Genomic DNA, 13,263 nt, shown 5'->3' on the forward strand with positions numbered 1-13,263 from the left:
TGATTTTTAATTAAAATAACCACTAAAAATCAATACCAGAAGAAAAGGAATAATCAGGAATTACTCATTCACCTATTAAGGCTTATCAGTTTTTTACTACTGAGATTAAGAATAAACAGTCGCAACAGGCGGCAATTAAACGCCCGGAAGAGAGGTGAGAAATGTTAGCAGTGAAATTATTTGCAGAATATGCCCGTTTTTAATCATCAATTAAAAACGGGCAATACAACTTAACCTTCGTTATGCAGTTCCAGACCTTCAACCTCAGTCTGACGAGCAATGGCTTTCGCATCGTCGTTACGCAGTGACTGGAGGTAGTCCAGATAACGTTGGTCAACGTCTTTGGTGACATAAACACCGTTAAACACCGAACACTCGAACTGTGCGATATCCGGGTTCTCTTCGCGAACCGCTTCAATCAAATCGTCCAAATCCTGGAAAATCAGCGCGTCAGCTTTGATCAGCTGGCGAATCTCTTCCACTTCACGACCGTGAGCGATAAGCTCAGTTGCGCTCGGCATGTCGATACCGTAGACGTTCGGGAAACGAATTTCCGGTGCGGCTGAAGCCAGATAGACACGCTTAGCACCCGCTTCACGCGCCATCTCGATAATCTGCTCGGAGGTGGTACCGCGCACGATGGAGTCATCCACCAGCAACACGTTTTTGTCACGGAACTCGGCACGGTTGGCGTTCAGCTTACGACGCACCGCGCTACGGCGCAGATGCTGCCCCGGCATAATAAAGGTACGGCCCACGTAACGGTTTTTCACAAAACCCTGGCGATACGGTTTGTCGAGAATACGGGCGATTTCCAACGCCACATCGGTTGAGGTTTCCGGAATCGGAATCACCACGTCGATGTCGAGATCTTCCCATTCACGAGCAATTTTCTCACCCAGCTTGGTGCCCATACGGACACGCGCGCTGTAAACCGAGATCTTATCAAGGAAGGAATCCGGACGCGCAAAGTAAACGTACTCGAACAAACACGGATTGCTTTTCGGGTTCTCAGCACACTGGCGGGTCGAGAGTTGGCCCTGCTCGGTGATGTACACTGCTTCGCCCGGCGCTACGTCACGAATAAATTCAAAGCCCAGCGTATCCAGCGCGACGCTCTCGGACGCGACCATATACTCGGTGCGACCATCAGCAATCACGCGTTTACCCAGTACCAACGGACGGATGCCGTTCGGGTCGCGGAAGGCCACCATACCGTGACCGATAATCATCGAAACCACCGCGTAAGCCCCGCGCACCTGCTGGTGCACCGCAGCCACTGCGGCAAAAATGTTGTCAGCTTCCAGCGGGTAATGCTGAAAACGGTCCAGCTCCTGCGCAAAAATGTTCAGCAGGATTTCGGAATCTGAGGTGGTGTTGACGTGACGGCGACCCACTTCGAACAGCTGTTTACGCAGCTCGTGTGCGTTAGTCAGGTTGCCGTTGTGCGCCAGTGTAATGCCGTAAGGGGAGTTCACATAGAAAGGCTGCGCTTCAGAGGCGCTGGAGCTGCCTGCTGTCGGGTAGCGTACATGACCAATCCCGATGTTGCCCTGCAAACGCTGCATGTGGCGTGCTTCGAAGACATCGCTCACCAGCCCGTTGGCTTTGCGCAGACGAAAGCAGTTCAGCGCATCGATGGTACAAATGCCGGCGGCATCCTGCCCGCGGTGCTGTAGCACCGTTAACGCGTCATAGATCGACTGGTTTACTGGCATAAAACCGGTGATACCAACAATACCGCACATGTTGTCATTTCCTCATTAGCCGCACTCCCGATGGCGTCACCGGGGTAAAAAACTGGACGTGCTTTTCAGATAGTCGAAGAACCACCTGATGATGTAACTGAACTGGGGAATGAGTTGGGACTGCTGCCAGTCCGGGCTTTTCGAGAAGCCGGTGAATGTATCGAGGAAGAAGAGAATAGCGGCAACGATCAGCACGCCACGCAACGCCCCGAAACAGACCCCCAACACCCTGTCGGTTCCCGACAGACCGGTCTTTTCAACCAGCGTGCCGATCACATAGTTCACGATGGCACCCACAATCAGGGTGGCAACGAAGAGCACCGCGATAGCGATACCGTTGCGAACCAGTTCGTCGTCAAAACCTGTAAACCAGACTGCAAGGTAGGCGTAGTAGTGACTGGCGACAAAAAACGCGCATCCCCAGGTAACGAGAGATAAGGCTTCCCGGACAAACCCACGAACCAGGCTGACCAGGGCCGAAAAACCAACTACCGCAATAATGACGTAATCAATCCAGATCATGAACTCTTCCAGCGCCAGCGCGATTGCACCCCTGCATCCAGTTCGGGGCGCATTCTAACAGAAAAAGAAAACGTTTGCGTAGGGTTTTCCGGTTCTGCATCCATAAAAAGGGCGATGAAAAAAACTTTCCTCGCCCTGAGACAATTCAGTGCTGTAATCCACTGAAATATAGTAATTTTTTAGCCAACATCACGGTGAACACTCCGTGCTATGCCGCGCCTTTTTCAGCCATCGGCGCGGCTTATCAACGGTTTAGCGCGTGCTGTAGGGTTTCACCACTCCACCGAGTCCGGAGAGGTTTTTCAGTTCACCCAGTGCGGCTTGCATCTTCGCTTTTGAGGCATCAGGCCCGACGTAGATGCGGGTAATTTGCCCCTGAACCGGCGTGGATGGCACGGTAAATGCGCGATATCCCGACAGACGCAACTGCGCGACGATCTCATTCACTTTAGCCGCGTTTTTCAACGCACCGAGCTGGACCACATAAGCCTGGCCCGCCGGGGCTTCCGCTTCGCTCTGCTTCGGCGTTTCAACCGGTTTAGCGGTTTCTACTGGCTTCGGCTGCTCGACCGGCTTCGGTTCAACCGGTTTTGGTTTCGGTTGCTCGACCGGTTTCGGTTTCGCAGTCTGCACCGGCGCACTCTGGTGCACTGGCGGAGGTGTCACTACCGTGGGTTCGTTGTTCTCCACTGGCTGCGCGCTGCCAGACTCGACCGGGGTGGTGGTTTTACCACTGGCTTCGCTTTGCGCCGCACCTGCGCCTTCCGGCGGCTGGGCTGGCAGCGACTGCGTCACCGGGGGCACCATCTCACTGTCCTGCTGATCATCCGGTTTTGGCACCAGCGGAATTGCAGCGAATTCCTCTTTGTAGTGCTTTTTCTTGCCATCCAGCAGGCCTGGTAACACGATGACGCCAACCGCCACCAGGATTACCGTGCCCACTAAACGGTTCTGAAACTTACTTGCCACTGCCGTTCTCCGCTGCCATCGATTCCATTACCTGTGCTACGGTGTGGAAAGAACCACACACCAGAATCACATCCTCGGGCCGGGCCTGCTGACGCGCAGCCTGCCATGCTGAGTCTACGGTCGCAAATGCCTCACCGCTTGCCAGGTGAGCAATCAACTGTTCCGCCGTCGCACCACGCGGGCCGTCAAGCGGTGCGCAGTACCAGCTATCCACCTGTGGTGCCAGCGCCGCCAGCGTCCCGGCGATATCTTTATCATGCAGCATCCCGACCACCGCATGAACCTTACCGGTACGCGGCAATTCAGCCAGACGTGAAGCCAGATAATAAGCGGCATGGGGATTATGCGCCACATCGAGGATCACACGCGGCGAGGTGCTTACCGTCTGAAAACGGCCAGGTAAAATCGCCAGCGGCAGATGCTGGCGAATGATCGCTTCGCTTACCGATAAACCCGAGGCGCGCAACGCAATAAGCGCGGTGGCGGCATTGGGAAGCGGCACCTGTGGCAGGGGAAGATCGCGCAATTCTCCCTGCGCATCCTGCAAACTCCAGCTCTCGCCCTGCTGCTGCCATTGCCAGTCACGGTTACGCTGCAACAACAGCGCGCCCTTCTCTGCCGCAACCTCGGCAATGGTGTGCGGCATATCGGGCTCACCCACCACTGCGGGTTTCCCACCACGAAACACGCCTGCTTTCTCGCGGCCAATGCTTTCGCGGTCCGGTCCCAACCAGTCGGTATGATCCAGTGCGATGCTGGTGATAACGGCGACATCCGCATCAACGATATTGGTGGCATCCAGCCGCCCACCGAGACCGACTTCAAGGATCACCACATCAAGCCCGGCAGCACGAAACAGATTGAGTGCCGATAAGGTGCCGAATTCGAAGTAGGTCAGGGAAATATCGCCACGTCCAGCTTCAATCTCGGCAAAGCTGGCGCTGTGCAACGCGTCATCCAGCTCCGCGCCCTGGACGCGCACCCGCTCGGTGTAGCGCACCAGATGCGGTGAGCTGTAGACGCCCACGCGGTATCCCGCCGCCATCAACAGGGTTTCCAGCGTACGGCAGGTGGTGCCTTTGCCGTTAGTCCCGGCAACGGTGAAAACAAATGGCGCGGGTTTGAGCAGGCCAAGACGTGAAGCGACGCGTTGAATACGATCCAGCCCCAGTTCAATGGGCTGAGAATGCAGGTGTTCAAGATAATGAAGCCACGTAGCTAAAGGCGACGTGGCTTGGGGAAGGTGAAGAGTGTCCATGTGTCCCGTTAACTAACTTTATACGGTGCATTGGTGAAAAGGCGCATTTCTGCGCCTTTCCGTTGCCTGTCAGGCCTCGTTGCTCTCCGGCTCAGCCGCAATCGGCTGATCACCATCCTGCAGCGGCGCTGGCAGGTTCATCATTTTCGCCAGCAGGCTGGCCAGCTTAAAGCGCATCTCCGGACGACGGATGATCATATCGATCGCGCCTTTTTCGATCAGGAATTCACTGCGCTGGAAGCCCGGCGGCAGTTTTTCACGTACGGTTTGTTCGATAACACGCGGACCGGCAAAACCGATTAACGCTTTCGGTTCCGCCACGTTGAGATCGCCCAGCATCGCGAAGCTGGCAGAAACGCCACCCATGGTCGGGTCAGTCAGTACCGAGATATACGGCAGACCGCGTTCCTGCATTTTCGCCAATGCGGCACTGGTTTTCGCCATCTGCATCAGCGACATCAGCGCTTCCTGCATACGCGCACCGCCACTGGCGGAGAAGCAGATCAGCGGGCAATTATCTTCCAGCGCCTGCTCAACCGCACGCACAAAACGCGCACCAACCACTGAACCCATTGAGCCGCCCATAAAGGAGAACTCAAACGCAGCAGCCACGATCGGCATACCGTGCAGTTGGCCTTTCATGACGATCAGAGCGTCTTTCTCGTCGGTCTCTTTCTGCGCCGCCGCCAGACGATCTTTGTACTTCTTCGAGTCACGGAACTTCAACAGATCCTTGGGTTCCAGCTCGCTACCTAATTCTACCAGCGTTCCTTCATCCAGCAGGCTATGCAGGCGCTCACGGGCGTGCATGCGCATGTGATGGTCGCACTTCGGGCAGACCTCAAGATTACGCTCCAGCTCGGCGCGATACAGCACCTGGCCACAGCTGTCGCACTTGGTCCAGACCCCTTCCGGGATGTTGGCGCGGCGCGTCGGCGTAATATTGCTTTTGTTAAGTATGCGTTCAATCCAGCTCATTGATGACCTTTCTGTTTAAAACCGACCTGGTCCAGTCTTCTCATTGCTGCTGAAATCACCTTCAGCAGGCCGTAAATGTCGCTCATTAAACCACAACCGCTTCTCGCTGTGGATAAAAATCTGGTTTTGGGCTTACTGGGATTTCTGCTGACGTGCCTGACGACGATGACGCCAGACTTCAATCACGCCTGGCAGGATCGACACCACGATAATCGCGACGATCAGCAGTTTCAGGTTCTCCTGCACCACCGGCAAATCACCAAACAGGTAACCGGCGTAAGAGAACAACAACACCCACAGCAGCGCACCCGCAACGTTAAAGAGCGCGAAGTGACGATAGGACATGTGTCCCATCCCTGCCACAAAGGGGGCAAAGGTTCGCACGATTGGTACAAAGCGCGCAAGTATTATGGTTTTACCACCGTGGCGCTCGTAGAACGCATGGGTCTTATCCAGATAGCTGCGGCGGAAAATCTTTGAATTGGGATTGCTGAACAGCTTCTCGCCAAACAGACGACCAATGGTGTAGTTAACGGCATCACCGAGAATGGCCGCAATCACCATCAGGGCGACCATCATGTGCACATTAAGGTCATTACTCGGCAGCGCGGCCAATGCGCCAGCAACAAACAGCAAAGAATCACCCGGCAGGAACGGCGTGACCACCAGACCGGTTTCGCAGAACAGAATCAGGAACAAAATGGCATAAATCCAGATACCGTACTGCGCCACCAGTTCGGCCAAATGCACATCAATATGCAGAATAAAATCGACGATAAAATGGATGAACTCCATAAAGCCAGGCTCCTTACATCCTTCGAGTAACAATTAATCCGCGAGGAACAGTGGTCCCAGCGCAGGCTGAGGTAACGCAAAATGGGACGGATAATCCACCGCCACCAGATACAACCCCTCGGCTCTGGCGGTCGCTGCGGCAAGGGTGCGATCTTTCGCGGCCAACAACGTTGCCATCCAGGTTTCAGGCTGATTACCGCAGCCAATTTCCATCAGGCTGCCAACGATGTTGCGCACCATATGGTGTACAAACGCATTCGCTTTGATATCCACAATCACGTACGGTCCCTGACGCGTAACGTTAAGATGCATCACATTACGCCACGGGGTACGTGACTGACACTGCACGGCGCGAAATGAGGTGAAATCATTTTCGCCCAGCAGGCATTGTCCGGCGCGCTGCATTTTTTCTGCATCCAGCGGATGATAAAAGTGCGTCACGCCGCTGCCCAAAATCGCCGGACGCAGCCGCTGGTTATAAATAACATAACGGTAGCGACGCGCTGTAGCGCTGAAACGAGCATGAAACTCATCCGGCACCGCTTTAACCCAACGCACGGCGATATCCGGCGGCAGGTTGGCATTGACGCCCAACGTCCAGGCACCCTCGGCACGCTGAGAAGTGGTTTCAAAATGCACCACCTGCCCGGTGCCATGTACCCCGGCATCGGTACGTCCGGCGCAAAACACGCTCACCGGATGGTTAGCGACTTTCGACAGCGCTTTTTCCAGCTTTTCCTGCACGCTGCGCACTTCCTGCTGCCGCTGCCAGCCATAATAACGGCTGCCATCGTACTCAATACCCAGCGCCAGCTTATGCGTGTTACCTTCAGACAACATTAATACAGATACTCCTGCACCAGCTTCTCAGCGGTTTTGACCGCCATCAGCGCGCCGCCGAAGCGGATGTTGTCAGCCACTGACCAGAATTGCAGCAGCTCAGGGATACCGTAATCGTTACGCACGCAGCCAACGCTCAATTCGCCGTTGCCGGACGCATCCTGCACCTGAGTCGGATAATCGCCTTCGTCGCTCAGACGGATATCCTCGGCACGCGCCAGTTCATCTCGCGCTTCTTCAGCAGACAAAGGGCGCAGATTTTCCACATGGACGATCTGCGCATTGCCGTAAAATACCGGGGCCTGGACGCTGCTCACCGCAATCGGTAAGCCTTCGTCCTGTAACACTTTGCGCACCTGATCCACCAGACGACGTTCGCTCTCCACGCTGCCGTTGCTGTCCACCTGCTGTGGCAGCAGGTTAAACGCCAGCTGACGACCATAATAATGTTCATCCGCCGGTACGCCGTTCAGCAAACGCGCGCTCTCGCCCGCCAGCGCATCCACCGCGCTCTTACCATCGCTGGAGACTGACATCAGGTTTGTTACCTGCAAACGCCCCAGACCGGCAGCATCCACCAGCGGTTTGATGGCGCTTAACAGCTGGCTAACCAGGCTATCCGCCACACAGATGATGTTGCGGTTGCGGTAATCCGCCAGCACCTGGGGATTCACATCCGGCACCACCAATGGCACATCCGGCTCCAGCGCGAACAGATCGCTGCTGTCGATCACCAGGCAGCCCTGGCTGGCGGCTTCTTCGGCGTAACGCGCCGAGGCGCTGCGACCGGCAGCGAAAAACGCCAGTTGCGCCTGCGACCAGTCAAATTCCGCCGCATCTTGTACCCGCACCGAACGCCCCTCGAAACGCAGAGTTTCGCCTGCGCTGTTCTCGCTCGCCAGCAGATATATCTCACCAACCGGGAACTGGCGTTCCGCCAGCAGTTCCAGTACAGCGTTCCCTACTGCGCCTGTCGCGCCCAATAGCGCAATATTCCAGCCGTCAGACATGTTGGTTTACTCCAGACAATGACATAAAAACAGAAGGCGGTGATCTTCACCGCCCAGGAATTAAGATTTATCCCGCCAGGATCAGGTTAACTGTGCTGCAAACTGGCACGGAAACCGAGTTGATTCAGCATCGCTGCCGCCTCTGCATCATCACAGATCACCTGCAACGACGACCATTCGCGGCGCTCCTCATATTGCTTACGCAGGCGGTCAAACTCACCCGGTAGCGCAGCCACTTTACGCAGCGGCGCATCATCGCGGCGCACATCATACACCAGGTGCACCAGACGTTTCAGCGTCGGCTGATCGAGCTTGCCGTGTAAGGTAATGCGACCAAACTCTGGCGCAGGCAGCAGGCTATCCAACGGCACCTGTTGCGGCTGACCGAGGAATGCGCACCAGGCTTCAAACACCTGCGTGGTACCGCGTGCCTTCCCTTCCAGGGTATAACCGGCGATATGGGCGGTGGCGATATCAACTTTATCCAGCAGGTCCAGCGACAGCTCCGGTTCCGGCTCCCACACATCCAGCACCACGCTGAGATCCTGGCGTACTTTCAACACTTCCAGCAGCGCGGCGTTATCCACCACCGGACCACGGCAGGCATTGATCAGGATGGTGTTGGGTTTCAGCGCCATCAACAGCGCAGTATCGGCCAGATGCCAGCTTTTATACGGACCGTCTTTAAACAATGGGGTGTGGAAGGTCAGGATATCCGCCTGTGCCACCACCTCATCCAGCGAGCAAAAATCTTCCGCATCGCCACGATCGGCACGCGGCGGATCGCACAACAGGGTTTTCACCCCCCAGGCCTGTAAACGTTTGTGCAGACGGCCACCGACATTACCGACACCGACAATCCCCACGGTACGATCGCGCAGCGCAAAACCATCACGTTCCGCCAGCAACAACAGCGAGGAGAAGACATATTCCACCACCGCGATGGCGTTGCAGCCCGGTGCTGCCGAGAACGCGATTCCTGCATCAGCCAGTGAGGCCTCATCGATATGGTCGGTGCCTGCCGTCGCAGTGCCAACAAATTTCACCGGTGTTCCTGCCAGCAGCGCGGCATTAACTTTCGTGACCGAGCGCACCATCAACCCGCTGGCATCCGCCAGTTCGGCTTCCGGTAACGGACGCCCCGGCACCGCCAGCACCTCACCGGTGCGGCTAAAGAGTTCACGGGCGTACGGCATATTTTCATCGACGAGAATTTTCACCACGGCTGTCCTGTAAATTCGCAAGGGCCATATTCTGGCACAAAGCCTTTGATTAACCTAACCGGCTGCGATAGCGATCCGGTGTTGTGCCCGCCTGATGCTGAAACATCACAATCAGCGCCGAAGCGGAGCTGTAGCCCAGCTCATGGGCGATGGCCTGCACGCTGATGCCCTGCTCCAGCAGGGTGATAGCGCGTAAAAAACGCAGGCGCTGCCGCCACTCGCTAAACGACATATTCAGCTGCTGCTGACAACGTCGCGCCAGCGTACGCTCGGTGGTAAACACGCGCTTCGCCCATTGTGCCAGCGTGGTGTTATCACCGGGGTGTGCCTGCAAGGCGTGCAGGATCGGAGCGAGCAGTTTGTCATTCGAGCCAGGCAGGTAACTTTTATGTACCGGCGCAAGACGCAGCCGATCCACTAAAACCTCACACAAACGCCAGTCTGCTGCGTTGTGCGGCTGCTCCAGCTCACGCCGGGCAAACTCGTCCATAATGGCATGAACAATGGCATCAACATTGAGCAGGCAGGCCTGTTGGGGTAAGCCGTCGCACAAATCCGCCGCCAGATTGAACGTACGGAACAGCGACTGACGATGGTTATAGCTGCTGTGGCGCTGGCCCGAAGGGATCCAGATCGGCATATCTGCTGGCGTCAGCAGGCGTTCCCCTTCCACCTCCATCTCCAGTACATGGCTTTTAACGAAAATCACCTGTCCCCAGGCGTGGGCGTGCGGCAGATATTCGGTTTTGGCATTGGCCTGTTCGAAACGCATAAAGTAGCGCAGCTGCGAGGCATCGACGGGTGGCTGATACTCAACCTGTAAATTCATTCTGTCCGGTCATTAATGATTTTTGTCCGATTTTAGTTATCTGTTCTAAACCGGTCAAACGTAAACTGTTCGCGTTTACTTTCAGGAGCTGTACGATGAACTTTCTGTTTCCGCTGGTGGCGGTGTTGATTTGGTCAATCAACACTATCGTGAGCAAACTCTCCGCCGGTAGCATCGATCCTGCCGCGATCTCGTTTTATCGCTGGATTCTGGCGCTGGCGGTGTTGACCCCGTTTGCGCTACCGGGGGTCTGGCGTCATCGTCGCCAGATTGTTGCCAGTAGCGGGCGTTTACTGATCCTCGGCCTGCTCGGCATGGTGCTGTATCAAAGCCTTGCCTATTATGCGGCACACAGCGTGTCGGCGGTCATGATGGGGATTCTGGGCGCGACTATCCCACTGCTGACCATTCTGCTCAGCCTGGTGGTGTTGCGCCTGGCACCGACGCGCGGCATTTTGTTTGGCGGGCTGTTGTCGTTTGTCGGTCTGGTGTGGCTGGTAAGCGCCGGAAATCCGGCGCAACTGCTGAATCAGCGCCTCGGCAACGGGGAGTTAATGATGCTGGCGGCGTCAACCTCATACGCCTTGTACGGTGTGCTCACCAAACGTTGGGCGATCCCGTTGCCCACCTGGCAAAGCCTGTATGTGCAGATTTTCTTTGGTGTGTTGTTGCTGTTGCCCGGTTTTCTGCGCACGCCCGATGTGTCACTCAACACGCACAATATCCCACTGGTGCTGTTTGCCGGGCTGTTCGCGTCGATCATCGCCCCCTTCCTGTGGATCCTCGGCGTGCAGCGTCTGGGCGCCAGCACCACCAGCATCTTTATGAATTTTGTGCCGGTGTTCACCGCCATCATTGCCGTGTTGTTCCTGCATGAACAACTGCATGCGTATCACTGGATTGGCGGCGGCATGACGCTGGTGGGGGTGATTCTGGCACAACGCCTGCGTACGCCACTGCGCCGCGCACGCGCCGTGACGCCACCCGTCAGCGGAAACTGATGGTCACCCGTAGCCCGCCCAACTGCGGGCTACGATCCAGCGTCAACTGCGCCCCGTGCCAGGTGCAGATATCCTTCACCAACGCCAACCCGATCCCCGCACCAGGCTGCTGCTGACCATAATCCAACCGGGAAAACGGTTGCAGTGCCTGCTGCTGGTCCGCTTCCTCAATCCCCGGACCGCTGTCTTCAATCTCCAGCCCCATCGCACTGATTCTTGCCGTGACGGTGCCGTGCGCCGGTGTGTACTTGATGGCATTATCCAGTAAATTGGCGCACAACTCTGCCAGCAGCAACACGTCGCCCTGTACCTCGAGCTGACTGGCCCCTTCATACCCCAGATCGATCTGTTTATGCCGCGCCGCCGCATAGCCGCTAAAACACGCCTGCTGCACAATCGCCGCCAGATCAACACGCGCCATCGATTTATCTTCACCGTGGCGCGCCTTGATCTGCGCCAGTTGCAACAACCGGTCGGTTAACTGAACGGTGTCATCCAGCGTGTGGCGCATGCCTTGCAGGCTTTCGCGCCATTGCTGAGGATCGTCACTGTTCAACGCCACCCCCACCTGCGTTTTCAGAATGGTCAGCGGGGTGCGTAATTGGTGTGAAACATCAGCGCTGAAGCGCTCCTGGCGTGCCAGCAGGCCGCGTAAACGCTCCAGATGACGGTTGAAGGCGATGATTAGCGGTTGTAGCTCCGACCACGGCAGCAGCGACGGCAGCGGCGTCAGTTCACCGGGAGCACGCCGCAACACCAGTCGCGACAAGCGCCGCAGCGGCCGCAACACCTTGCGCAGGAGCCACCCCGCCAACAGCAAGGTTATCAGCACCAGAATGCTTTGGCTGATCAACGCCGTACGTAGCAAGCCTTCCGCAAAGGCATGGCGTGAATTGAGCGTCTCCGCCACCAGTACCAGCGCCATGCCCTGCACGCCCTCGTCACTAACCGGTTGCCACAGGGCAGCAACACGAATCGGTTGCAGGTGATAACGCGCGTCATAGAAATGCACCAGCGCCGGAAAAGCGTCTGAGCGCGGGGCCGTCGCGGGTAACGGGGGGAGATCATCGTAACCGGACAGCGTCTCCCCCTCTGGCGAGATCACCTGATAGAACAACTGGTCATTCATATTGCGTTCAAAGCTATCCAGCACCACCCAAGGGACATCGACGCGAATACGCTTTTCCCGCACTTCCAACCGTTCCGCAACGGTCCGTGCCGAGGCCAGCAGGGAGCGGTCGTAAGCCTGATTCGCAGCATGCAACGCGCTTTGATAGTGGGTGTAGACCGATAATCCCCACAGCAGCAACAGCGGGACCCCCAGCCACAACAACAACTCGCCGCGTAACGAGTGGATCAACCGCATTGCTGGCACTCAAGGCTGTAACCTAACCCGCGCAGCGTCACGATCGCCACATCGCTGCCTGCCAGCTTTTTGCGTACCCGATGGACATATAACTCAATCGACTCCTGACTGGCTTCATCACACAGCGTAAAGGTCTGTTCATACAGATGTTGGCGGGATACCGGATGACCCGGTCGGCGCATCAGGGTCGTCAGCACACTCGCTTCGCGTGGCGTCAGGCGCAGCGGTTTACGGTTCAACATGAAGCAGCCCTGGTTATCCCGCTCCAACTGACCAATCACCTGTGATTGCGCTAACTGCCCCTGGCCGCGCCGCAGCAAAGCGCGCAAGCGTGCCTCCAGCTCATCCAGCTCAAAGGGTTTGGTGAGATAATCATCTGCACCGGCATTCAACCCCTGCACCCGTTGCGCCAGCGCGCTACGGGCAGTCAGCAGCAGAACCGGTACTTTCTGCTCACGTCGACGCAAACGCGCCAGGACTTCCAGACCATTCATCCGCGGCAACGTCACATCCAGCACCACCAACGCATACTCTTCGGTTTGCAGAACATGATCTGCCGCCACGCCATCGGCGACCCAATCTACCGCAAATCCTTTTTGCGTCAGCGCTTTTTGCAACCAACCCGCCAGCTCAACCGTGTCTTCCACCAGTAAGAGACGCATGTCACACCCCGCCATTTTTCCCGATGAATGAAAGGTAAATGAAAGGCTCGGGCCTTAACAAT

Annotated in this window: 13 protein-coding genes; 1 reads left to right on the forward strand and 12 read right to left on the reverse strand. The window is 56.5% G+C overall.

Going from position 1 to position 13,263, the window contains the following annotated elements:
* Positions 1-230: 230 nt before the first annotated feature.
* The 10 genes from purF to AC6I8R_RS14535 all read right to left on the reverse strand — a co-directional run bounded on the left by purF (position 231) and on the right by AC6I8R_RS14535 (position 10,172).
* Entirely contained in the window at positions 231-1,748 is a 1,518-nt protein-coding gene (gene purF, locus AC6I8R_RS14490; RefSeq protein ID WP_021185100.1) for an amidophosphoribosyltransferase, read from the reverse strand.
* A 36-nt stretch (positions 1,749-1,784) separates the two neighbouring features.
* The gene (gene cvpA, locus AC6I8R_RS14495) at positions 1,785-2,270 is read right to left on the reverse strand and encodes a colicin V production protein (RefSeq protein ID WP_013509911.1); all 486 of its coding nucleotides are present in this window, start codon (positions 2,268-2,270) and stop codon (positions 1,785-1,787) included.
* A gap of 252 nt (positions 2,271-2,522) precedes the next feature.
* Positions 2,523-3,239: a cell division protein DedD gene (gene dedD, locus AC6I8R_RS14500; RefSeq protein ID WP_497832512.1), complete on the reverse strand. Its 717-nt coding sequence runs from the start codon at positions 3,237-3,239 to the stop codon at positions 2,523-2,525.
* Positions 3,229-4,497: a bifunctional tetrahydrofolate synthase/dihydrofolate synthase gene (folC, locus tag AC6I8R_RS14505; protein WP_415174142.1), complete on the reverse strand. Its 1,269-nt coding sequence runs from the start codon at positions 4,495-4,497 to the stop codon at positions 3,229-3,231. The genes dedD and folC overlap by 11 nt, the downstream gene beginning before the upstream one ends.
* Positions 4,498-4,566: 69 nt before the next feature.
* Positions 4,567-5,475 (reverse strand): acetyl-CoA carboxylase, carboxyltransferase subunit beta, encoded by a 909-nt coding sequence (gene accD, locus AC6I8R_RS14510; protein ID WP_013509914.1) that lies wholly within the window; start codon positions 5,473-5,475, stop codon positions 4,567-4,569.
* 132 nt (positions 5,476-5,607) lie between these two features.
* Entirely contained in the window at positions 5,608-6,270 is a 663-nt protein-coding gene (locus AC6I8R_RS14515) for a DedA family protein (protein WP_021185103.1), read from the reverse strand.
* A 33-nt stretch (positions 6,271-6,303) separates the two neighbouring features.
* A complete protein-coding gene (truA, locus tag AC6I8R_RS14520) occupies positions 6,304-7,110 on the reverse strand; it encodes a tRNA pseudouridine(38-40) synthase TruA (RefSeq protein WP_021185104.1) in 807 nt (268 codons plus the stop codon).
* Positions 7,110-8,120 (reverse strand): aspartate-semialdehyde dehydrogenase, encoded by a 1,011-nt coding sequence (locus AC6I8R_RS14525; protein ID WP_021185105.1) that lies wholly within the window; start codon positions 8,118-8,120, stop codon positions 7,110-7,112. Before AC6I8R_RS14525 ends, truA begins: the two co-directional genes overlap by 1 nt.
* Before the next feature lie 86 nt (positions 8,121-8,206).
* Positions 8,207-9,340 (reverse strand): 4-phosphoerythronate dehydrogenase PdxB, encoded by a 1,134-nt coding sequence (pdxB, locus tag AC6I8R_RS14530; RefSeq protein WP_415174141.1) that lies wholly within the window; start codon positions 9,338-9,340, stop codon positions 8,207-8,209.
* Between the two features lie 52 nt (positions 9,341-9,392).
* A complete protein-coding gene (locus tag AC6I8R_RS14535; protein ID WP_497832513.1) occupies positions 9,393-10,172 on the reverse strand; it encodes an AraC family transcriptional regulator in 780 nt (259 codons plus the stop codon).
* Positions 10,173-10,267: 95 nt separating this feature from the next.
* Here AC6I8R_RS14535 and AC6I8R_RS14540 point away from each other — a divergent pair, with 95 nt between their 5' ends.
* Positions 10,268-11,173, forward strand: coding sequence for a DMT family transporter (locus AC6I8R_RS14540; protein ID WP_021185108.1), 906 nt, complete (start codon positions 10,268-10,270; stop codon positions 11,171-11,173).
* On the opposite strand, the gene AC6I8R_RS14545 is transcribed toward AC6I8R_RS14540, so the two are convergent.
* Entirely contained in the window at positions 11,160-12,539 is a 1,380-nt protein-coding gene (locus tag AC6I8R_RS14545) for a sensor histidine kinase (protein WP_497832514.1), read from the reverse strand. The two genes, AC6I8R_RS14540 and AC6I8R_RS14545, sit on opposite strands and share 14 nt — an antisense overlap.
* Entirely contained in the window at positions 12,530-13,201 is a 672-nt protein-coding gene (tctD, locus tag AC6I8R_RS14550) for a transcriptional regulator TctD (protein WP_021185110.1), read from the reverse strand. The genes AC6I8R_RS14545 and tctD overlap by 10 nt, the downstream gene beginning before the upstream one ends.
* Between the last annotated feature and the right edge of the window lie 62 nt (positions 13,202-13,263).

Source organism: Pantoea sp. X-Soil-OKNW-713 (assembly GCF_059730685.1).